This is a genomic window from Fusobacteria bacterium ZRK30 (assembly GCA_024628785.1).
GTDB lineage: Bacteria > Fusobacteriota > Fusobacteriia > Fusobacteriales > Fusobacteriaceae > Psychrilyobacter.
Genome location: CP102405.1, coordinates 812045 through 835307, shown reverse-complemented (window position 1 = coordinate 835307; position 23263 = coordinate 812045). Strand labels below are relative to the sequence as shown.

Below are 23263 nucleotides of genomic sequence, written 5' to 3'. Positions count from 1 at the left end.
AAAAAAGGAGAATTAATGAAAGCAGGATTTATTGCAGTAGTAGGAAGACCAAATGTAGGAAAATCTACATTAATGAATAAGATAGTAAATGAAAAGGTAGCCATAGTTTCTAATAAAGCTGGAACAACTAGAGATTCAATCAAGGGGATCTTAACTATCCAAGATACACAATATGTATTTATTGACACCCCGGGAATTCATAAACCTAAGCATCTTTTAGGTGAACATATGACCAACACAGCTATCAATGCACTGAGGGAAGTAGAAGCAGTTATGATGGTGTTAGACGGGACTCAAGAGATCAGTACAGGAGATCAGTTTGTTTTTGATAAAATTATGAAAGCTCCTAATACTCCTAGAATTGCAGTTATCAACAAGATTGACCTTATGAAAGATGAAGAGATCGAGGAAAAAATCGGAGAGATCAGAGCAAAATTAGGAGATTTCCACAAGATCGTAACTATGTCAGCTGAATATGCTATTGGTATTCCTAAATTATTAGAAGCTATCAATCCATTTTTAGAGGAAGGAATCATGTACTATCCAGAGGATATGTATACTGATATGCCTATGTATAAGATGATTATAGAGATTGTAAGAGAAAAAATATTAACTAGAACCAGAGATGAAATCCCTCATTCTATTGCTGTTGAGATCATCAATGTAGAGAGAAGGGAAAATGGTAAGGATAAATATGATATCAATATCTATGTAGAGAGAGATTCTCAAAAAGGAATAGTTATCGGTAAAAGAGGTGCCCTTTTAAAAGCTGTTGGTACCGATGCTAGAAAAGATATTGAGACTTTATTAGAGAAAAAAATCTATTTAAACCTTTGGGTTAAAGTTAAAGATAAGTGGAGAAAGAAAAAGCCGTTCCTAAAGGAAATGGGATATAACTTAGACGAATTATAAAAAGAACATGATATTAAATTTAAATAGACGTAATTTGAACTTAATTTTATCTTTAACTTGTTAAGTAATTTATATATTTTTAGATATTAAAATTAGGGGGATTTTTTCCTCCTTTTTTGCTAAGGGAGGACTCCAATGGGGAAAAAATATAAGATACTTATCATCAGTGATACAGAAATTTTGGGACGATATCCCATGGATAGGCTAAAAAAGATGTTTTCCAATATTGATTTTATAATCTCAGCAGGAGATCTGGGAAATGATTATTTGGATTACCTTTTTACAACTCTCAATAAGGATATCATCTATGTCAATGGAAATCATGTCCATAAAAAAGGACATGATATCTCATTCTGTAAAAATATAGATGGGAAGATCATAAGATATAAAGGACTGAAAATATTTGGTTTAGGAGGGAGTAAAAAGTACTCCTACCAGGAAAATCAATATTCTGAGTTTGAGATGACCCAGAGGATAATTTTAAATTTAGGTTCCCTTTTCTGGGGAAGAAAACTAGATATCATGGTAACCCATACTCCTCCACGGAGGATAAATGACCGGGAAGATTTTACCCATCAGGGATTTGAAGTCTTTCATAAAATTTTAAAGTATTTTAAGCCTAAATTATGGATCCACGGGCATATTCATCTGGTTTCCCATATGGATACCCAGGAAACTGTCGTAGGAGATACTCGGATTATCAATGCCTATGGATATAAAGTTATAGAATATATGAAAAATTAGGAGGTCTTTATGAATAGTTCATATATCCAGGAAGAAGCTAAAAATGCTTATGATAAATTTGTCGGCAAGGGAAAGATATTAGGAATTTCAGTGGGTCACAGAGAGGATTTAAAAAAATTTTCAGATATACAGAAAGAACTCTCAGCCTATAACAATTCCCTCTTAGGACTTCAAAGTGTTCCTCTCTCTAAAATTGTCGGCAGTGTGCAGAAAACTGAAGATTTCAAAAAGGGATTTATTCCCAAAAATAGTATCGTCAAGATCAGGTGGTGTAACATCTATATTGAGATGTTAGGAGATTTTAAACTTCCTCCAGTTGAACTTTATAAAATAAGGGATGAATACTACGTCTACGATGGAAACCACAGGATCTCTGTAGCTAATTTTCTTAATTTTTCATCTATAGAAGCAGTTGTAACGGAATTTTTTTCAGGGGAAGATACTGAGGAGGAACTGAACTATAGGGAAAAATTTAAATTTACCAAACAAACTCAGCTAAACCTCGATCTGACAGAGAGTGGTGACTATAAAAAGCTCCTGGATGATATTGAAAGTTTGGAAGGGCATGGGAAGACCCTTGTAAAATCCAAATATTGGTATCAAAATATATATACTCCAATTATAAAAATTTTGCGATTTAATGGAATGGTTTTAGAGAAAAAATTAGAGGGTGATCTCTATATAAAATTTTTAGAGCACAGAAGATATTTGATCAACAACACTAAAAAATATGATTATTCCTATGCCTTAGTTGATTATATGAATATGGTCTATCTGGGAAAGAAGTATACCATCCAGACCCAGATACAAATCAATCGCTATATTGATTCCCTCATTAGGAGACTATATAAATTAGATAAGGAAAGTTCTATGGATGAGGTTCAAAAGAATAAACTTTTAGACCTCCGGGAATTAATCAGAGGGGATTTTACAGATGAACTCTATTTTTCCAAGGTAATCAGGAGGGATATCAGATCATGGTATTATACAAAACTTCGAACAACTATCGATATTTTTATAGACAAATCCAGATTATTTGAACCTTCCAAATTGATTCAAAAAAACCAGTTAAAATTATACCGAGAATTGAAGGATTATATGAATTATTATAAAAAAAATTATTCCAATGTCTCAATCAGAGAGGGAATTTTAGACTATATCTTGGAGATTTTAATTCCGACATTTGACTACCTTTCTCCTAAAAAAATAGATGAGGCTGAATTTATTGTACAGTACTTCAAATTTAGCCATAGAAAAATTAAATTTTTAAAAAATGGAAAAAATATAGGATTGGAAGAATTAGAAGATCTTTACTTAGATATTGGATCGGAAAGCTCTACCATCCAAGACTGGCTCTCTAAAACATTGAAAAAAGAAAAAACTTTTAAGGGAGACATTCTTAAAGGAGTCAAAGAACTCCTCCTTATAAAGGGACAGGATGTAGATACTTTTGGTGAATTGATGGATCTTTATGAGGGAACTACAAACTATAAAACTATCCTCCATATAAAAAAACAGATATGGAACTTTGTAGAACAGAATTCTTCCGGTGACTGGGTTAAAAAAAAGTTTGCTGTTGATTTAGAAAAACTAACCCACAATAAAGAGGGGCTAAAGTTTTTTAAAACCGAAAGATTTATGCACTTTATCAGGGGTAAATCAAATACCTATACCATTGTTGATTTCTATATGGATATCATCAATTATGGAGAAAAAAATCAGATGGAAGGTACAATAGATATAGATACATTACTGATGCAGTATATTAACAGATGGGAGGAACAATGATAAAAGCGATTATGCTGGATCTAGACGGAACATTATTAGATAACGTTCATAAGATCAGCGAGACGAATAAAAAAGTATTAAAGAAATTAGAAGATAAGGGAGTAAAGATCTTTTTAGCAACCGGTAGAAGTTTTGAGTCTATGAGGTCATACCATGAAGAACTTAACTTAACGACTCCTGCTATCTGCTATAATGGAGCTAAAATAATATATCACAACGGTAGTGAAAAAGAATATCCTATAAAGGAAAGATCACTAAAAGCATTGATAAAGATTGCCAGGGAGCACAAAACTCATTTAAACCTGTACCAGCATGAAATATGGTATTCTGAAAATATCCAAAATGAAGAGACTGAAATATATAAAGAGATCTCAGGACTAGACCCTGTAGAAAAAGATTTTGATCGCTTAGATGAGATGTTTTCTACAAAGGCTCTCTATGTAGGAGAACACGAAGATCTATTAAAGATAGAAAAAGATATAAAAGATAAGTTAGGAGAAAGTGTCTACACTACCTTCTCAAGACCATTTTTCCTGGAAATTTTAGACGGGAATGTCAACAAGGGCACAGCTATGAAAAATATCATGGAGGCTGAGAATATTTCTCTATCTCAGGTTATAGCCTTTGGGGACGGGTTAAACGATAAGGAGATGTTGGAAACTGCCGGAGTTGGAGTTGCTATGGACGGTGCCTTCGAAGAATTAAAGCAGGTTGCTGACCATGTTACTGCCTCTAACGATGAATCTGGAGTCGGAGAATTTTTAAAGAAATATTTATAGCTCTTTTCCTAAAAAAACTTACAATAATAACGCAACGTGACGTTGTATCCAAACAAGCACAATTCTAGATAGTAAAAAAACTCCTCCTAAATTAATTTAGGAGGAGCTTTTTTATTCTCATTTTTATCTGTTTTTACAATTCCCCAATAGCTTATCTAATCTTTGATCTTTTTGATATAACGTCAGAGTTGCACTTCCTAGATCTTCTAACTGTGTCTTTTCACCACTTGCAACTTCAATAATTTTTTTAATTATATTATTACCAACATTATCAACAGTATCTGATCCATTCATTATTCCTCTAGCATCAATATCCATATCAGCGTTGAATAGATCTTCATTTCCACTTATACGAATTACGGGAATAATTGGATTGTTAAATCCCGCAGCTCCACTTGTCCATAAAACCATTTGAGCTCCTAAAGATGCAAAGTTTACCCCAGCTCCACCACATAACATTGTTGCTTCCGATAAATAAAATCCACTCTCTTTCGGTTTATCAATAAAATCTTTATTGATCTCTAAAATATCTTTTATTGGTTTGGTACCCATTTTATAAAGTGCACCAAGTGATTTTTCCTCAATAGTAATAAGTCCTCCTACACTATTACCAATACTCATTGTTTCAACATTTGTTCCTTCTACACTCCATCTTAACTTTTCAGCTTCAATCAGTGAATCTATTTTATTAAACACTTCTTCAGAAACAGCACGCCTTCTTAGATTTTCCTGGCACCCTTGAAGTTCAAACAATTCACCACCAATTCCTATGGCACCTGCATCAATTAATTTATCAATAGCATTTCCTGCACTAGGATTAGATGCCATTCCAGAACTTGTATCCAATCCACCACACTTCACACCTACTATCAATTCATCAATAGAAACATTTTCTCTTGGAGTTTTATTAATATCATCTGATATTGTTTTTAATTTTTGTATTCCTACCTCAATTGTTCTACGTGTTCCACCATTTTTTTGACATGTCAGTATATCTACAGGCTTACCTATTTTAGCAATTGGCTCAGCGATTTGCTCAGGTAAAATACTTCCACACCCCATTGCAATAACTAAAACTCCTCCTACATTTGGATTTTTTCCAACTGCTATCATTTGGTTAAAAGTTTCTTCATTTCCACCTAGCATACAAGTATACGAATTAGTCAAAACTACTGAATCTTTTACTTTTTCTGAAATATTTCTGGCAATTCCATCACAACATTCATCTACTACTATAATCAGAGTTTTATTTCTAATCCCGATACTTCCATCTTCTCTTCTATATCCTTTAAAGTTCATTTACTTCACCTTCTTTTTGTATAACTTTAATTTGTCTCATTATTTCTTTTTTAAATTCTTGTGGAATATCTACTGTTAAACTTTTTACATTATGTACATGTACTAAGTCTCCTTTTTTTATATCCTCTGTACATATCCCTATAACTTCACCATATTTATAAATTTTATCTCCATTATTAATATCATTTAGAGCAATTTTATTTCCATGGGGTATCATTTCGTTAGACTGTATATTTATCAAATGTTCACCATTAGATAGATAGATATGGGCTACTTTATTTTTTCCTAAATCAACTAATGCTGTTGCAACATTATCTTTTTCATCCTTTTTACTAAATCTATTCATAATTTCATCCTTTTTACTAAATTTATTTATAATTATTTTCTTTTTCATTATCAATTAAAATATAATTATTTTCTTTTTTTGTATGAACTTGATAATCTTTTACCATCCATTTTATCCATCCATAAACCATTATTATCATAAGGAATATTATGGGCACTCCTGTAATAATTGCTGCTGTTTTGATTGTATTTAAATTTGCTCCTATAAATATCATTACTAAAGGAACTAAAGCTAATAATACACACCAGAACAATCTATGAATTGGATGTGGGTTTTCATTTGATTTTAATCCAGGTGTAGCTGTAGATGCCATTGTAAATGCTGCTCCGTCTAAAGTTGTTGCCAAAAATAATACAGCTATAATTGAGAACATCATCATGAATATACTACCTAAAGGTAAAGTTTTCATAACTTCGATTATGGCGAATGTATCTTTACCTGCACCTAATAAGCCAGTCATGTCAACTAAGCCTCTCAATTGTCTGTCTATAGATAAACTTCCAATAACTCCAAAGAAAGAAAAACAACCAATACTTCCAATAACTAAAGTATTTATAATCACTGACCTGATAGTTCTTCCTTTTGAAACTTTTGCGATAAATATCCCTGTAAATGGAGCATAAGTTATCCAGTATAACCAGTAAAATATTGTCCATAATTGAGGAAATCCAGTTTGCCCTATTGAATCTGTAAATAAACTCATACCAACGAAATTTTGTAACATTAATCCAAGTGAATTAGTAATATTATTCATGATAAATAAACTAGGACCTAAAACTACAATTGCTAATAGGAAGAAAATCGCTAATTTACCATTCCAATCTGATATTCTGGCCATTCCTTTTTCGATACCAATATATGAACTGAGGGAATAAACTATGGAAATTAATAAAATTAATGCAACATTCATTCCGAAAGTAGGTGTGATTCCAATTACAGCACATAATACTTGTGAAACTAAAGGTACTGATACTCCTAAAGTAATACTTAATCCACCAAAACAGATGAAAATAAACATAACATTAATGATCGTAGCAAGAACACCATCTTTTTTAATTCCGGTAATTTTACTGATTATAGAACTAAGGCTAAGACCTTCGTTTTTTCTAACATAAAAATGATAACACATTGGTAATCCAACTAAAGCATATAATGTCCAAGCACTGAATCCCCAGTGGAACATATTGTAAGGCAGTGCCATTTCAAATGCTCTTATTGAGTTAGCTTCTATTCCTAATCCAGGAGTTCCTATATAATAAGCCCATTCTATAAATGCCCAATAAATAGTAGCTGACCCCAGCCCACAACTAATCATCATTGCAACCCATTTAAAGGTCGTATGTTCAGGTTTATGGTCACCTAATTTAATGTTCCCGTATTTGGATAATGCTACTCCTATTAATAGTACAAAACCTGAAAAAGTAAATATTAATGTAAATGACCCAAACCAATTTGTCATTTTACCAAATATAATATTTGCAATTTTCTGAGAAGTTTCAGGATTGGTATACAATAACCCGACTAGCAGAATAACGAAAAATATACTAATCGAGATTAATACTTTATCAATTCTGGCTCCTTCTATTTTTTTTTCTGTTTTTAATTCTCCTACATTTACACCTGTTTTTTTACTCATTTCTTCCCCCTATTTTTTACTTAAATAAATCACTAATCTTAACCCTATATTTTTCAATTATTTCTTCATCAAGTTCAATTCCAAGCCCTGGTTTATCACTGACATTGACATATCCACCTTTAAACATTGGAGCTCCTTTAACCAATTTTGTCACTAAAGGACTTTGACTTTCAGAGAATTCCATCAATGTTCCATACTCTCTTGAAGCTAAAAATTGTACAGAAGCCGCAAGTAAAATTCCAGTACTAAATCCATGAGGAATCAATCTTACCCCATGCATTTGAGACATATCATATATTTTTTTTATTTCAGTGATACCACCACACCTGGTGATATCCGGCTGAACTATATCAGCATCATATTTGTCTAAAAATTCTCTAAATTCATGTACGGTAGTCAGAGCTTCTCCTCCTGCTAGTTTAGCTTCTACACAGCTAGAGAATTTTGCATATCCATTCGAATCATCAGCCAAGATAGGTTCCTCTATCCAATTTAAATTGAATTCCTTTAATCTATTTGCCATATAGATAGCATGACCTGATGTTCTCCACTTGGTTGCTAGATCTATTTGAAGTTCGATATCCCCTCCGATTTCATCTCTAACAGCCTTAACAATATTATAATCTGTATCTGGATCTTCTCCGAAAACTCCTCCACCAAACTTAAGACTTTTGAAACCCTTGTCCACAAGACGCCTTGCCTCTTCTTTGTTCTTTTCTAAATCACTGTACGGAATAAAAGTCCCGTATGCCATTATTTCATCTCTATATTTCCCGCCTAAAAGTGTATGAACCGGAACACCATAGTATTTTCCTGCAATATCCCAAAGAGCTATATCTATTGCACTGATTGCATGAATCCCTGCTCCTCTTCTTCCCATATAGTTAGATGCCCAGTACATCTTATTCCATAACTTTTCAATTTCCAGTGGATTTTCACCAATCAATAATTCCTTTAACCCATAGCAATATAGATTTGAATTGGGAGTCTCTATTATTGACTTTATAACCAGTGGTGATGAATCACTTTCACCTATTCCTGTAATTCCACAATCAGTATGTACTTTTACAATAACTGCGTCATCACCCCAAGTACATGTTTTTCCTATTTCTGGAACCCGAAGTATAATCACTTCAATATCTATTATTTTCATTTTAACCTCCTATTATCTTCTCATTTATACTTTTAGCAAAAATCGTGCCAAACCTTATTTATCAAAGTTAAAATATGTAACACAAGTTTAAATTTGGAATAAACAAGCAATAATTAAAAAAACGAGTCATAAATAACTCGTTTTTTTATGGTTTTTTTAGGTTGTTTATAGAACATATAGGTTTCTAACTGGAGAGTCTCTTATGACTCGTGAGTCATTTGTGGTTTAACATATTTTTTTATTAACCTATTTGCCTTACTCTGGCTTATTTTTAACTCTTTGGCTAATTTTCTAGAGCTGGGATACAATTCATAGTATTTTTTTATTATTTTTTCTTCATATTCTCTCATTATTTCATCTAAATTTATATCTGTCCTTTCAAAATCATTTTCCCCTTCATCTTGAAGTGTGAAGAATTCACTAGGTAAAATATCAGGCTTTATCTTAGTATTTTCAGATGTCACTACCAATCGTTCAATTATATGGGAGAGCTCCCTGACATTTCCCGGCCAGGAATACCCCAGCATTATTTTCAGTGTTTTTTCATCTAAATAACAATTCCTTCCATATTTTTCATTATTTTTATTCAAAAAATAATTAGCCAAGGGGGTTATATCTCTTTCTCTTTTTCTTAGAGGTGGGATGAGAAGTTCAAAAATATTCAGCCTATAATAAAGATCTCTCCTGAATTTTCCGATATTTACCATCTCTTTTAGATTTCTATTGGTCGCAGCCACTATTTTAATATCTATCTTAACAGGTTTAGTTCCTCCTACCGGGATAAACTCCCTGTCCTGAATCACATGGAGAAGTTTAGCCTGCAATTCAAGGGGCATCTCACCTATCTCATCTAAAAATAAAATCCCCTTATCTGCCATCTGGATAAATCCCTTCTTTCCACTTCCCATAGCTCCTGTAAAAGCTCCTTTTACATACCCAAACAACTCCGATTCCAAAAGATTCCCATTGATAGAAGCACAATTTATAAAAATAAATGGATTTTTATTTCTCCTGCTCTTTTTATGTAGATGTTTGGCTAAAAATGTTTTTCCTGTCCCTGATTCTCCCTGAATCAAAACTGTTGAATCTATCTTTGCTATTTTTTCAGTTAAGATTAAGAGATCACTCATCTCCTTACTCATGGTAATAAAATTTTTATTTTCTAATTCCACAGTATCTTTGACCGTAGAAGTTTCTTCTGAAACGACATCCTTTACATTCATAGCCACATATTCTAATTTTCCCTTAGTTGAAAAAATAGGTACTGCCGTGGTTTTTATTTTTGCTCCCAAATGAGTTTTTTGAATTATACTTACAATCCTTGGATTTTTATATACATCAGGAAGAACAGAGGGGTACCAATATTCTTTTTTCGTCAATTCAAAAAATGATTTTCCTATAAGCTCTTCCGGTGATACTCCATAGTGTCGATAGCTGGCCTTATTCACATAGACTATCTTATAGTTCTCATCCCATACGATCACTTCATCGTAGAGATTATCTACTAAATTTTTAAATACTGAATATTTCAGTTCATTTTTATCATTCATAGATCTTTCTCAGCCTCCCCTTTAATATTCCTAATTTTTCCCTGTATTTAGTTATAGTTCTTCTGGCAACCTTTATTTCCTTTTGTTCCAGCCTTTTTCTTATCTCCTCTTCGGAATATGGGTTAGTTTTATTCTCTGCATCCACTATCCTCTGGATCTCAACAGACAACCTCTGGGATGAACATCCCTCTCCTGCCTCTCCTACAAAAAAATCATTTAATTTATATTGTTTATAGTTATATTCCAATATTTTATCCTTACATGCTCTGCTTATTGTAGATATATGCAGCTCCAACTCCTCTGCAATATCCGATAACTTTAAAGGAATCATATACCCCCCTTTAAAAAATTCCATCTGCCTCTTTAAAATTATTTTACCTATATTTAGAAGTGTTTTCCTTCTTTCCTCTAAAGCTGTATTAATTAGGTCTATCTCCTTTAATTTTTTTTTAGATAAAAATTGAGACAGTTCATCTCCATTAAATTGATACTCATATCTCCTATCTAAAGTTAAAATGAGTTCATTGGATATTATTATGTCTGAACTTTGAATCATAGCTTTTTTAGCCGAGAAATCTCTCCTGGGATGGGATATAAAATTTCTCACTGGAGCTATAAGAACCTTTAGATCATTCATTGATATATCTAATTTTATAGCTGCACGATCTAGCCTCATATTCAAAATATCATCCCATATCTTAGGAGATATCTTTTTCAATTCCTCATAATCCCTGCTCTGGATAATAATAGCTTCCTTTAAGTTTTCGGACCCTATCCCTGCCGGCTCCAGGGGCTCCAACATTTCCTTTGCTTCTTTAATCTTAAAAACTGTCGTTTTAAATTTTTTTGCAGCTGAATTCAATGAAATATTTAAATAACCTTTATCATCTAGACTCTCTATAAAATATCTACAGATCTCTTTTTCCAGCCTGCCTATTTTTAAAAATCTGAGCTGATCCCATAAAAATTCCTCTAACGATTCCTCTTTTTTCTCATAGATCTCATCTGTTAATTCTGTTGTAGGTATAAAATTTTCATTTTTAAATTTCCATAAAAAACTGTTCAGTTCATCTGTATTCATCTCTAAAATTTTTAATTTTCTTATGTTTTTCTGGGATAATATCTGTTTAGTTCCCAATAAAATATCCATTATAACCCCTTCTTCCCCCATATGCTTTGTAGTAAATATGTTAGCATTAAAAAATTTAAATTACAAATCACACACAAAATTGATTAAAATAAATTAATTTGATTAAAATAAAATGACATGCTAGTATAAAATAAGCACATTAATAACGAAAAAGTTGATTTTTGTGCTAAATTTTTAAGTTTACGGAGGAAATTTAATCATGAAAAAATTCTTTTTATTCGTATTAATGGTCTTATCAACTGTATCATTTGCCCAGTCTGGTTTTTATATAAATCCAAAAATTGGTGTAGATATAATATCCGGGTATGAAAGAACTTATGATGAGAATGGAAAAACTCTCTTAGATGGCAAAACAAAAGGGTTGGGTAAAGAAATCGCAATAGAGGGATATAAAGTTTTAAATGAACATATAGATTTAGGTTTAGGTGTGGCTTATCAGGTTCATGCTGATAGAAAACATTTTGATTATACAGGTAATGTTGATACCTCAGGTATACAATACAGTTCTGTACCGGTATATGTAACCGGCAGATACAACTTTCTTTTCAACTCAGAAGCAGCCCCATATTTAAAGACCAATTTAGGATACTCATTCAATTTTGACTCTTCTGATTTAGAAGCTAAAAATACATCCACCGGCCATACAGAAAAAACCGAAACAGATGTAGATAGTGGTCTATACTTAGGGATAGGTGCCGGGATAGAATACAAAAATTACACTATGGAATTAATGTATGCAATTAATAAGTGTAAAGCCTCAGCTAAGGGCAGTGATTCAAAAAAAAGAGCTGACTATGATAGAATTTCCCTTTCAGTCGGTTATAGATTTAATTTCTAAAAAGCAGCAAATGTTGCTTTTTTTTTATTTTAATTTCTGGAGGATAGTTCATTAATTATCTGTACTGTAAATTAGGGTTCATTGACAGCAAGGTCTTCGATTAGAAGTTGTAAAATATATGTATATATAGTATAATATCCTAGTAGAATGAGGTGATATTATGGCATTGGCTAAAAACAAAAAGGCGTTTCATGAATATTTTATAGAAGATAGACTTGAAGCTGGAATAGAATTAATTGGTAGTGAGGTAAAATCTATAAAGGCTGGTCAGGTAAGTATAAAGGAAGCCTTTGTTAGAATAATAAATGGAGAGATCTTCATTATGGGTATGAGTGTAGTTCCCTGGAACTTTGGGAGTGTATACAACCCCGAAGAGAAAAGGGTAAGAAAACTTCTTATTCATAGAAAAGAGATTACAAAACTCCATGAAAAAGTATCTCAAAAAGGATACGCTATAGTACCTATCTCAGTATACCAAAAAGCTGGAAGAATCAAGATAGAGATAGCTTTGGGGAAGGGTAAAACAAACTACGACAAAAGAGATACCCTGGCAAAAAAAGATGCCAAAAGGCAGATTGACAGAGCTCTTAAAGATTCATATAGATAAGATATATGACTTTAATATAAAGGTTCGACATTACGGGAGTGCACTGGTTTCGACAGGGGCATCAGGTTATAGGAAGCAGGTCAGGTTGATCGCTGTGAGAGGTCAAACCATTTTTTTAAATGGAAACGAAAATTACGCAATAGCTGCCTAATAGTGCAGCGTGTTCTACCTTCCTAAGGCCTGTGCAGGCTGGTAGAATATAATTAACATCAGGCTTACCAAGGGTTTCGTCATTAAACCTGCGGGACATCTTTAATTGACTGGTATAGACTGGTTCTGTTTGTGAGACGAGTTTATATGAGACTAATTCACGAAATAAGCTTGTAGAAACCTATGATACTGGTGTTCTTGGACACGGGTTCAATTCCCGTCACTTCCACCAACAAATCCACGACTGCAAATGTTCTAGAAATTTGTAGGAGTTTTAAATAGAGAAAGGCTTGATCTAAAGGTCAAGCCTTTTTTATTTGAATTCATAATTATAAACTTCATAACCGTACTTAGTCCCAATTTATTTCCTTTCTTCTCCCTGCTTTTTAAGTTCCTTATCCATCTTTCTGAAATTTGTTTGAAGAGAATTTAACCTTAGCTCTATTGAGTTTAATATCCAGAACTGAAAATGATTAACTTTCTGCTGTTCGTGGATCATCCATGCTATCTTTATGGAAACCAATAGAACTCCCAACTCTATAGATAGATTGAATGGAATATAGTGTAAAACTCCCCCTGCAAAGAATGAAAGAACAACAAGCATAAGAAAAAGTCCGTTAAAGATCTTATGATTTCTACTACTATGAGTAGCTCCTATACTTCCTATGAGTTTTTTTATTTTTTCCTGTTCCTTCTTATAGTTTTCCATTTCGTGTTTTAAAAACTTTTCATCCATAATCTTCCCCCTTTGATCTATATTGTAAAAAGTATTTTTATCTTTTGAAAAAAAAATACTTTACTTTTAAGCTCTTTGGTCCACCTAGATATCTGACTGGGTGTCACATTAAATTAAATCCCAAATTTTTCTAATCTTTTCTTAAAAAATTATGTTAAAACTATTCTAACCTTTTTTTCTGATTTTTTCAAAATTTTAACCTTTTTTACACTTTTTAATTGCTATAAAGGAGTTTTAAATAGAGAAAGGAGTTAGACCATTACCTAACTCTTTTTTCTATAATACTTTTTTGACTTCCTTTTTTTAGAGGGTATAATCAATAGTGAAAATAAAGATCATAGGAGTAAATAATGGAATATAGAGAGTTAAAAGTTAATGATATACACATATCTTTGTTTAATAATTTTGAACGTAGACAAGTAGTTACTACACGTTTGGAGCAGATAGGCGATGAATGGAAGGAAATAGATTTTAACTTTGTAGATGATTGGAAAGAAGACGAATATACTTTTTTAATAAAATGTTTACAGAATACAGATAAAACAGGAGGGTTGGTTGTAGGTGTTTTTTTAGAAAATCAACTAAAAGGTTTTGCTTCTGTGGAATCTAAATTATTCGGAAGTAAGCAAGAGTATATTGAATTGTCTCATATATATACATCTAATGATATGCGTGGTCGCGGCATTGGCAAAATGTTATTTGGATATGTTACATCTTGGGCTAAGGAACAAGGGGCTAAAAAATTATATATATCTTCTCATTCAGCAATTGAAACACAAGCATTTTATAACAAATTAGGTTGTGTTGATGTAATAGAAATAGATAAAAAACATGTTGAAGAAGAACCCTATGATCGTCAATTAGAATTTGTACTGTAATTATTTAAAAGAATATAGAAGCACTAACTCTTATTTTGATTTCAACATTTTGGCAGGCATAGTCTTTCGAGGCCTTTTAAAAGCTGAGTAAGGCAGCATAATATCTAGTAGAGATATTAATTAAAAGAAAGTGTCATTATTATGTACTTTATGTTAACATAAAAGCAATCAGGGCTCTGTATCTATTTTTAGAGTGCCAATCAATTAGGAGATGATAAAATTGAAAAACACAAGAATTTATCTTTGGGTTTTATTAACAGTAACACTTTGGGGAACATCCTTTGCATTTAGTAAGATAGGGATAGCTGATCTGAGCCCTGTTCACTTTTTATTTTTAAGGGTACTGTTTTCTAGTGTTATTTTTGGCCTCAGCTTAATGGTCATCCCGAAATCAAAAAAATTAATCTCATTGAAAGATCTCTATCACCTAGTAATCTTAAGCTTTATTGGAATTAGCGGTTATTTTATTGTTCAATATTCAGCTTTAAAATACACCACCACAGTAAATGCATCTTTACTCATAGCTATATCTCCAATTTTTGTAGCACTGTATATGCATTTTTCCAAAAATGAATCTATCAATAAACTGCAAGGTTCTGGAATATTGCTGAGTTTTTTAGGAGTTTGTCTTATCATTACAAATGGTAAAATAGATGGTTTATTTTCTGGAACTTCAGTAATAGGTGACGGTTTAATGATTATAAATGCTGCAATGCTGGCAATATTTACAATCAGCACAAAAGATCTTTTAAAAAAATATGACCCATTTGTTATAATTGCTTATATGAATATTAGTGCACTAATTACTTTAATCCCCATCACTTTTACAAATAACTTTATCTCCAAGACCTCTTTATTTAACGTGATCGGGGGTATCCAAGGTAAAACATATTTAGCAGCCCTATATTTAGCTCTGTTTTGTACAGTGATTGGTTATTATGGATGGTATAGAGGGATTAAGGAATTAGGAGCTTCCCGAACTTCCGTTTTTAATTATCTCAACCCTTTAGTCGCTACCATTACCTCTAATATATTATTTCATGAAGGGATGACAACATATACTTTTTGGGGTTCCTTCTTAGCCATATCTGGACTCCTTGTAAACAATAAATTCAAAAGTAATCCTGCTAAAAATAACTCCTTTCGACAAAAAATATAAGATTGTAATTTTATAATATATAGAGAGTTCATGGAAAACCTTAGCTCTCTATTTTCTTTTTTCAGTTTATTCTCTCACCGAGACCTCCTTTACAAAAGTAAAAAGAACTGCTAAAATACTTCAAATCAAATTTTGGAGGCTGAAAAATGATATTAAGTGGTGTAATCGTAAATTCTGTTGCAGTGGGCTTCGGGTCTTTATTGGGAGTTTTTTTCAGAAATAAATTTAATAAAAAAATAATTGATACTGTTATGAGTGGTATGGGGCTCTGTGTATTATATATTGGAATATCAGGTTCCTTGAAAGGGCAGAACATATTGGTAGCAATAGGTTCAATAGCTTTAGGAGGTATTATCGGAGAATTAATCGATATAGATAACAGACTCAGAAAATTCGGACTGGCTGTAGAGACTAAATTTAAGACAAATAAAGAAAAAAAAGAGTCCTTAGTAGAAGGATTTCTAAATGCTACCATGGTAATTTGTGTAGGAGCAATGGCAATCGTGGGTTCACTTCAAAGCGGACTTGTTGGTAACCACGAAATATTATATGCCAAGGCATTTATAGACCTCTTTGTAGTCCTTGCAATGTCAGCAACAATGGGAATAGGTGTATTTTTCTCAGCATTTCTGATCCTATTTTATGAGGGAGCCATAGTTTTATTTGCAGGAACACTTTCACCATTTTTATCAGCAGTTGTTATTGATGAAATAACATGTGTGGGATCACTGGTAATCATGGCCATAGGGTTTAATATCTTAGGGGTAACCAAGATAAAAGTTGCAAATCTCAGTCTTGCTCCATTTATCCCGATATTTATATACTTATTTATCTAGTTCATTGGAAAAATATAATTATTATAGTCAATCAGCAGATAGAACCTTCTATCTGCTTTTTTTATCACTGAGAATCTTCTTTCTATCAAATAACCCGTCAATTTACAATTTTTTTGTATAGAAGTGAATAAAAGCACAAAATCAATATACTTTTTATTTTATTTATGTTAAACTTATACAATCATCAAAAACAAGTACAATACTACATAAATATAGTACTACTAGGGAGGAAACTACGATGAAAAAAAATAATGATATATTTATATTTGGATTAGCAATATTTGCTATGTTTTTTGGAGCTGGAAACCTTATTTTCCCACCGGAGATAGGTATCGTCACCGGTAAAGAATGGCTTATGTCTTCAGCAGGATTTTTTCTTACAGGGATTTGTCTTCCTGTGGGCGGACTGATAGCTTTCAGTAAAGCAGGAAACACCGATAATTTTGCCAACAAAGTCTCGGAAAATTTTAACACAATTTACTTTTCGCTGTTAATACTTGCTATAGGTCCTATGCTGGCCATCCCAAGAACAGCAGCCACTGCCTATGAGATGGGAATCGTTCCAAATTTTGGAGAGATCAACCCCTTGGTGGCCTCAATTGTATATTTCGTAATAGTTTATATATTGGTAATAAAGCCTTCTCGGCTGCTTAATAATATCGGGAAATATATGACTCCTATTATCCTTATCATCCTTTCACTGGTTATAGTTAAGGGGATATTCTTAGGTTTTGGAGTTCCTGGAGAAAAAACTATAATTCAAAATTCATTCTCCTATGGTTTCTTTGGAGGATATCAGACAATGGATGCAATAGCTTCTGTTATATTTGGTTCTGTAATTGTCGAAAGCTTAAAGGGAAATGGATATACAGATGATAGGGTACAGAGTTCTATGATCGTCAAATCCGGTATCATAGCAGCCCTTGGGTTAGCATTGGTATATGGAGGACTGTTATATCTAGGTGCCATGGCCAATGGCAACAATTTAAACCTTAGAAAAGCGGAACTTGTTATGTATCTTGCAAAAAATTCTTTAGGATCATTTGGTGTAATGGCTTTTGGAATATGTGCAATAGTAGCGTGCCTTACGACATCTATAGCTCTGGTAGCTACAGTATCTAATTTCTTTGCTGCAAAATCAAAGTTTTCTTACAAAACCATAACTATAGTAACCTGTGTCATCTCAACTATCCTAGGCGCTACTGGTTTAGGCTTCATAGTTGATATAGCTGTCCCAATACTTATAATTCTATATCCGGTAACTATTATACTTATAATTTTAAATATCCTTAAAATAAAAAATACCGGGGTTTTTAAAGTCAGCGTTACCATTGGACTGGTTTTTAGTGTCTTTGAGGTTCTGGCTGGTTTTAATATTTTACCTATATTAACAGATACCTTCAATTCTTTACCCATGGCTTCAGAAGGGTTTGCATGGCTGGCTCCAACATTGATTGGATCGGTTGGTGCAGCTTTAATAAAGAATAAAACTATGACAGCTGTAGAAGCTGATTAATAAAAAAAGGGATTAGGCAATTGTCTAATTCCTTTTTTTATAGAAAATTATACCCACAAAGGCATCACCAAAGTATCTATAAATTTACGATATTAATTAAAAAATTTTGAGATAAAATTAATGAAATCAATAAAAATCTAAATTTCGCTTCTCTGGATGCAACCTCACGTTGCTTTTGTATTGAATAATTATATGTTATAATACCTATTAATAACTATATAAAGGGGAGAGTTTTAGAGATGGATATACTCGATCAAATAAAGAAATATGAGCCATATAATGAACAAGAAGAACATGATAAAGTAGGAATATTAAACTATTTAAAACAAGAAAAGAATATTTTCAGCAGAGACAATAAAATAGCACATATGACGGCATCTGCATGGGTTGTAAATAAAGATAGAAATAAGGTAGTGATGATATATCATAATATCTATAATTCATGGTCTTGGATGGGAGGTCACGCTGATGGAGAAGAAGATCTATTTGCTGTAGCCATAAAGGAAGTTCAGGAGGAGAGTGGTCTCAACAAAATTATACCTATATCAAAAGATATATTTTCCCTTGAAATACTGACAGTTGACGGGCATATAAAAAAAGGAGAATACGTATCTTCCCATCTGCATTTAAATATAACATACTTATTTGAAGCCGATGAAAAAGAAATTTTGACTATAAAAGCAGATGAAAATAGCGGAGTGGAGTGGTTTGAATTAGATGAATCTATAGATAAATCTACAGAAGTATGGTTTAAAGAAAGGATCTATGCAAAACTCAATAAGAAATTAAATCAATTATAAAAAGGTAACATTGGAGGTCTGGGATGACAAAAATTAAAGAAGATAAACTTATAACTCGTATCTGTGAGGTCTGTGGAGTAAAATTTACAACATTTGATATCAATGAATATTATTGTTGTGAAGGGTGTCGTATTCAGGCTAATAAGGAAAAATCTATGAAAAAACCTTCTAATAGTATCCTAGGGAAATTAAAGATGCATTCTTGTAAAAACTGCGGAAAAAAATTTATGTCTGTTAATATTGAAGAAAACTATTGCACCCAGTGTGAATAGACTATAAAAAATAAAAATTTTAAAGACTATAAAATTCCAAAAGATTTTAGTCTTTAAAATTTTTCCTGATTTTTAAAAGCAGCCCCATTAAAACTTCCTTTTCTTCCTCTGTAAAACCATCATAGGTTTTTTCCAAAAGTTCTGCACTGATCTCTTTAAAAGTATCTCTAAAAATCCATCCTTTTTCTGTAAGGGTAACCTCTATGACTCTGGCATCTCTTTCACTCTTTTGACGACTTATATAGCCTAATTTTTCTAATTTTTTCACCATATCAGTTACTGTAGATTTTCTCTTCCCTATAAATTTAGCGATCCCGTTCATTGTCATTAGACCATCATTATCATACATTGCAGATAAAATAGTCCCATGACTATTGATAAGTCCAGAGACCTCTCTTTCTTTTAATTCTCCATTTATAAACTGAGCACTCTTTTCTCTGATATTTGATATTATACCAATTACTATATCTGTTCTCATAAACACCTCCTGAATATTATTATCTATAATATATGCTCTTAAATATTATTATTTACATATATAATAACCCAAATATTAAATTAAGTACAGGATCCAAAGCAATAAGTCAGATAAAAATTTAATTGACTTATTTTGCATATTGGGATACTATACTCTATATAGTACGATATCGTACTATATAGAGTATAGTATTAATAAATTAATTTAAGGAGTAAATAATATGAAAATATATAAAGATGGTTCATTTAAAGGTATTGGTATTGGGTATGCAGGAGAGATCGAGGCTTTAGTCACGGTTGTTCAAGGTAGAATTAATAGTATTGAATTTTTATCACATAATGAGACACCGGTAATATCAGAACCAGCTTTTAATCATGTCCCTTCTAAAATAATAGAAAAAAACACTATAATGGTTCCCAATGTAAAGGGATGTTCTATGAGTTCCCGTGGTATAAAGGAAGCTGTTATGAATGCTCTTATCCTTTCTGGAGAAAATAAAGAAGATTTACTAAAGGAATTCAAAGATGCTGAAAATTTAGAGAAGATTGTAGTAAGTAAAAATAAATTCAAACCTGTTGAAAATTTCGAAATAGTTATTGTTGGTGGAGGAGGAGCTGGTCTCAGTGCAGCAATTTCTGCATCAAACTTAGGAGCTAAAGTTGTTCTCCTTGAAAAAATGGCAGCTGTGGGGGGAAATACCCTAGTATCTATGGGTGGAATAAATATTCCTGGAAGTGATGCTCAAAAATCTAAAAAAATAGAAGATAATCCTGAACTTTACTATAATGATGCTCTTGTTGGAGGAGATGGCGAAAACAATAAGGAGTTGTTTAAGATCTTATCTGAAAATGCTTTAGACACATATAACTGGCTCAAAGAAGAGGTAGGAGTGGAGTTTAAAAAAGATGAACTTATTCATTTTGGTGGTCATACCGTTCCAAGGGCAGCAATATTTAAAGGTAAATATGCTGTAGAATTAATCTCTAAGTTAAGAAAAAAAGCTGAAAACCTGGGAGTAGAGATCAGAACAGGAGTAGAAGCCAAGGATATAATAACAGAAGATAAAAAAGTAGTTGGCATCAAAGCTATCACTGAGGGAAAGACTGTTGAATTTTTCGGCAGTAAAGGAGTTATATTTACTACAGGTGGGTTTTCTGGGAATATAGAGATGAGAAAAAAATATAATCCTGAGTTAGATGAAAGATATAAAACAACTAATCAAAGTGGAATAACTGGAGACGGACACCTGATGTGTGAAAAACTGGGAGTAGATTTTGTCCATATGTCATATATACAAACCTTTCCTATTGCTAACCCTTTAACTGGAGCATTATCTCATGTAGGTGGTTCTAGGTTTGATGGTGCAATCCTGGTTAATAGATCAGGAAAAAGATTTGTAGAAGAATTAGAGAGAAGAGATGTAGTCTCTCAAGCTATTTTATCTCAAGATGGCGGGGTAGGATATCTTGTATGGGCACAGGAAATAGAAGCAGTTGCAAATAGAACGACTGAAAATAAAGGAGAGGTAGATAGCTTAAAAAGAGCCGATCTATTTATTGAAGGTAGTATGGAGGAGTGCAGCAAGAAACTTGGTATAAATTTAGACACACTGAAAGATACTGTAAATACCTATAATTCATATGTGGAAAATGGAAAAGATCAAGAATTTAATAGAAGAGGAAATCTTATAAAGATAGAAAAGGGTCCTTTCTATATCCAGACTGTTGCACCGGCAGTTCATCATACTATGGGTGGAATAAAGATAAACAGCGAAAATGAAGTTTTAGATATTAAAGGAAATATAATAAAAGGTCTTTATGCTGCAGGAGAGATTGTAGGCGGTATTCACGGAACAAATAGACTGGGAGGGAATGCAATAACCGACATCTTAGTCTTTGGAAAGAGAGCCGGAGAAAAAATAATGAAATAATTTTATCAAATATTAAGAGTTAAGCCTTTGGCTTAGCTCTTTTTTAAGATACTTTTTTCACTTTAATGAAAAAATGAAATTATTATTTTTTAATTTTTTCTCGAAGCGTCACAAAAAAATGGTATCTTTTTTAAAAAAGTAATTTTACGCCACTACTAAAATGCAAAATTCATAACTTTTGTATTCTTATCGCACTAAAAAACCTTTTTTATTACGTTTTAACTTTAAAATAAACTGAAAGTGTGGTATTATATTATCAAATAAAAAAGTATCCTATCAGATTAACATTTCAAAAAACAAATTAAAGGAGATCAATTAACTGATTAGGGTAAATAAATTTAGAAGGTGGTAAAATTATGTTTAGTAAATGGAATCAATTAAGTTTAGTAAAAAGAATAGTTATAGGTCTAATCGTTGGTATTATCTTATCAATCGCTGCACCAGTGGCAGCTGCACCAGTTGGATTATTAGGATCATTATTTGTAGGAGCACTAAAAGCAGTAGCACCTATCTTAGTATTTTTCTTAGTAATGTCAGCAGTATCGCAACATAAACCTGGTCAAAAAACAAATATGAAATCAGTTATCAGTCTTTACCTTATCGGAACATTCTTAGCCGGTGTAGTTGCAGTAGTAGGAAGTTTCATATTCCCGGTAACTATCGCTTTAGGAAAAGGAGTAGAAAATGTATCTCCTCCAAGTGGTGTAAGTGAAGTATTAAAAACATTATTAATGAACGTTGTAGACAATCCAATCAATGCATTATCAAATGCTAACTATATCGGAATCTTAGTTTGGGCATTATTATTAGGAGTAGCATTAAAGCATGCACCAGCTTCTACTAAAACAATGATCACAGATTTCTCAAACGCTTTATCTCAAGTTGTTAGATGGGTTATTCACTTAGCACCATTCGGTATCATGGGATTAGTATTCAACTCAATCGCAACTAGTGGATTAGGTTCATTATTAGCTTACGGTAAATTATTAGGATTATTATTAGGATCTATGGCATTTATGGCACTTGTAGTAAATCCAACTATTGCATTTGTTATGATGAGACAAAACCCTTATCCATTAGTATTTAGATGTCTAAAGCAAAGTGGACTTACAGCTTTCTTCACTAGAAGTTCGGCTGCTAACATCCCGGTAAATATGGAATTATGTGAGGAATTAGGATTAGATAAAGACATGTATTCAGTATCTATCCCTTTAGGAGCTACAATAAACATGGCAGGAGCAGCTATTACAATATCTGTATTAACTCTTGCAGCAGTACATACATTAGGTATCCAAGTAGACTTCGGAACTGCTCTTATCTTAAGTATCTTATCAGCTGTCAGTGCTTGTGGAGCATCTGGTGTAGCAGGTGGATCATTACTTCTTATCCCATTAGCTTGTAGCTTATTTGGTATCCCAAATGAAGTAGCAATGCAGGTTGTTGGAGTAGGATTCGTAATCGGAGTAATTCAGGATTCAGTAGAAACTGGTCTTAACTCTTCAACAGACGCATTATTTACAGCTGTAGCTGAATTTGCTGAATGGAGAAAAGCAGGAAAGAAAATTGTTATCAATAAAGAAGTTAATCTATAAGAATAAATAAATTAAAGACCTCAGAAAATTCTGAGGTCTTTTTTTGTCTAAATATAATCATAATACTTGACTATTACCAGATTTATGAAGTATTAAAATATTATCTAATATACA

At 32.4% G+C, this 23263-nt stretch carries 22 protein-coding genes and 1 other RNA gene; 15 read left to right on the top strand and 8 right to left on the bottom strand.

Annotated elements, in window-relative coordinates; all coding sequences use genetic code 11:
- The first annotated feature begins 15 nt into the window (after nucleotides 1-15).
- The 4 genes from era to NRK67_09150 all read left to right on the top strand — a co-directional run bounded on the left by era (nucleotide 16) and on the right by NRK67_09150 (nucleotide 4223).
- Nucleotides 16-912 carry a GTPase Era gene (gene era, locus NRK67_09165; GenBank protein ID UUV19581.1) on the top strand — a complete coding sequence of 299 codons (897 nt, stop codon included), beginning with the start codon at nucleotides 16-18 and terminating at the stop codon, nucleotides 910-912.
- Between the two features lie 135 nt (nucleotides 913-1047).
- Complete coding sequence (locus NRK67_09160) at nucleotides 1048-1656, top strand: metallophosphoesterase (protein UUV19580.1); 609 nt, start codon at nucleotides 1048-1050, stop codon at nucleotides 1654-1656.
- 9 nt (nucleotides 1657-1665) lie between these two features.
- A complete protein-coding gene (locus NRK67_09155; GenBank protein UUV19579.1) occupies nucleotides 1666-3444 on the top strand; it encodes a hypothetical protein in 1779 nt (592 codons plus the stop codon).
- Nucleotides 3441-4223, top strand: a complete 783-nt coding sequence (locus NRK67_09150; protein ID UUV19578.1) for a Cof-type HAD-IIB family hydrolase — start codon at nucleotides 3441-3443, stop codon at nucleotides 4221-4223. Before NRK67_09155 ends, NRK67_09150 begins: the two co-directional genes overlap by 4 nt.
- A gap of 123 nt (nucleotides 4224-4346) precedes the next feature.
- On the opposite strand, the gene NRK67_09145 is transcribed toward NRK67_09150, so the two are convergent.
- From NRK67_09145 to NRK67_09120, 6 genes are all read right to left on the bottom strand, one after another.
- Nucleotides 4347-5522: a UxaA family hydrolase gene (locus NRK67_09145; protein ID UUV19577.1), complete on the bottom strand. Its 1176-nt coding sequence runs from the start codon at nucleotides 5520-5522 to the stop codon at nucleotides 4347-4349.
- Nucleotides 5512-5868, bottom strand: coding sequence for a UxaA family hydrolase (locus NRK67_09140; protein UUV19576.1), 357 nt, complete (start codon nucleotides 5866-5868; stop codon nucleotides 5512-5514). The genes NRK67_09145 and NRK67_09140 overlap by 11 nt, the downstream gene beginning before the upstream one ends.
- Before the next feature lie 22 nt (nucleotides 5869-5890).
- Entirely contained in the window at nucleotides 5891-7504 is a 1614-nt protein-coding gene (locus tag NRK67_09135) for a BCCT family transporter (protein ID UUV19575.1), read from the bottom strand.
- A gap of 16 nt (nucleotides 7505-7520) precedes the next feature.
- Nucleotides 7521-8657 (bottom strand): mandelate racemase/muconate lactonizing enzyme family protein, encoded by a 1137-nt coding sequence (locus tag NRK67_09130; GenBank protein ID UUV19574.1) that lies wholly within the window; start codon nucleotides 8655-8657, stop codon nucleotides 7521-7523.
- A 200-nt stretch (nucleotides 8658-8857) separates the two neighbouring features.
- On the bottom strand, nucleotides 8858-10207 hold the full coding sequence (locus NRK67_09125; protein ID UUV19573.1) for a sigma 54-interacting transcriptional regulator: 1350 nt from the start codon (nucleotides 10205-10207) through the stop codon (nucleotides 8858-8860).
- Nucleotides 10200-11357 carry a hypothetical protein gene (locus NRK67_09120; GenBank protein ID UUV19572.1) on the bottom strand — a complete coding sequence of 386 codons (1158 nt, stop codon included), beginning with the start codon at nucleotides 11355-11357 and terminating at the stop codon, nucleotides 10200-10202. The genes NRK67_09125 and NRK67_09120 overlap by 8 nt, the downstream gene beginning before the upstream one ends.
- 199 nt (nucleotides 11358-11556) lie before the next feature.
- Between NRK67_09120 and NRK67_09115 the strand changes: the two genes are divergently transcribed.
- From NRK67_09115 to ssrA, 3 genes are all read left to right on the top strand, one after another.
- Nucleotides 11557-12195, top strand: coding sequence for a porin family protein (locus NRK67_09115; protein ID UUV19571.1), 639 nt, complete (start codon nucleotides 11557-11559; stop codon nucleotides 12193-12195).
- A 160-nt stretch (nucleotides 12196-12355) separates the two neighbouring features.
- Nucleotides 12356-12802: an SsrA-binding protein SmpB gene (gene smpB, locus NRK67_09110; GenBank protein UUV19570.1), complete on the top strand. Its 447-nt coding sequence runs from the start codon at nucleotides 12356-12358 to the stop codon at nucleotides 12800-12802.
- Nucleotides 12803-12836: 34 nt separating this feature from the next.
- Nucleotides 12837-13184: a transfer-messenger RNA gene (gene ssrA / locus NRK67_09105) on the top strand.
- A gap of 129 nt (nucleotides 13185-13313) precedes the next feature.
- Here ssrA and NRK67_09100 read toward each other — a convergent pair.
- Nucleotides 13314-13688 (bottom strand): hypothetical protein, encoded by a 375-nt coding sequence (locus NRK67_09100; protein ID UUV19569.1) that lies wholly within the window; start codon nucleotides 13686-13688, stop codon nucleotides 13314-13316.
- A 350-nt stretch (nucleotides 13689-14038) separates the two neighbouring features.
- Between NRK67_09100 and NRK67_09095 the strand changes: the two genes are divergently transcribed.
- The 6 genes from NRK67_09095 to NRK67_09070 all read left to right on the top strand — a co-directional run bounded on the left by NRK67_09095 (nucleotide 14039) and on the right by NRK67_09070 (nucleotide 19149).
- Nucleotides 14039-14566, top strand: a complete 528-nt coding sequence (locus NRK67_09095; GenBank protein ID UUV19568.1) for a GNAT family N-acetyltransferase — start codon at nucleotides 14039-14041, stop codon at nucleotides 14564-14566.
- A gap of 220 nt (nucleotides 14567-14786) precedes the next feature.
- On the top strand, nucleotides 14787-15725 hold the full coding sequence (locus NRK67_09090) for a DMT family transporter (GenBank protein ID UUV19567.1): 939 nt from the start codon (nucleotides 14787-14789) through the stop codon (nucleotides 15723-15725).
- Nucleotides 15726-15871: 146 nt separating this feature from the next.
- A complete protein-coding gene (locus NRK67_09085; protein ID UUV19566.1) occupies nucleotides 15872-16561 on the top strand; it encodes a DUF554 domain-containing protein in 690 nt (229 codons plus the stop codon).
- Between the two features lie 238 nt (nucleotides 16562-16799).
- Entirely contained in the window at nucleotides 16800-18077 is a 1278-nt protein-coding gene (gene brnQ / locus NRK67_09080; GenBank protein ID UUV19565.1) for a branched-chain amino acid transport system II carrier protein, read from the top strand.
- 239 nt (nucleotides 18078-18316) lie between these two features.
- Nucleotides 18317-18877, top strand: a complete 561-nt coding sequence (locus tag NRK67_09075) for an NUDIX hydrolase (protein UUV19564.1) — start codon at nucleotides 18317-18319, stop codon at nucleotides 18875-18877.
- Between the two features lie 23 nt (nucleotides 18878-18900).
- Complete coding sequence (locus NRK67_09070; GenBank protein ID UUV19563.1) at nucleotides 18901-19149, top strand: hypothetical protein; 249 nt, start codon at nucleotides 18901-18903, stop codon at nucleotides 19147-19149.
- A gap of 46 nt (nucleotides 19150-19195) precedes the next feature.
- On the opposite strand, the gene NRK67_09065 is transcribed toward NRK67_09070, so the two are convergent.
- Nucleotides 19196-19627 carry a MarR family transcriptional regulator gene (locus NRK67_09065; protein ID UUV19562.1) on the bottom strand — a complete coding sequence of 144 codons (432 nt, stop codon included), beginning with the start codon at nucleotides 19625-19627 and terminating at the stop codon, nucleotides 19196-19198.
- Nucleotides 19628-19847: 220 nt separating this feature from the next.
- Between NRK67_09065 and NRK67_09060 the strand changes: the two genes are divergently transcribed.
- Together NRK67_09060 and sstT are read left to right on the top strand one after the other, a co-directional pair.
- Nucleotides 19848-21557 (top strand): flavocytochrome c, encoded by a 1710-nt coding sequence (locus tag NRK67_09060; protein ID UUV19561.1) that lies wholly within the window; start codon nucleotides 19848-19850, stop codon nucleotides 21555-21557.
- A gap of 356 nt (nucleotides 21558-21913) precedes the next feature.
- Nucleotides 21914-23149 (top strand): serine/threonine transporter SstT, encoded by a 1236-nt coding sequence (gene sstT / locus NRK67_09055; protein ID UUV19560.1) that lies wholly within the window; start codon nucleotides 21914-21916, stop codon nucleotides 23147-23149.
- The last annotated feature ends 114 nt before the right edge of the window (nucleotides 23150-23263 follow it).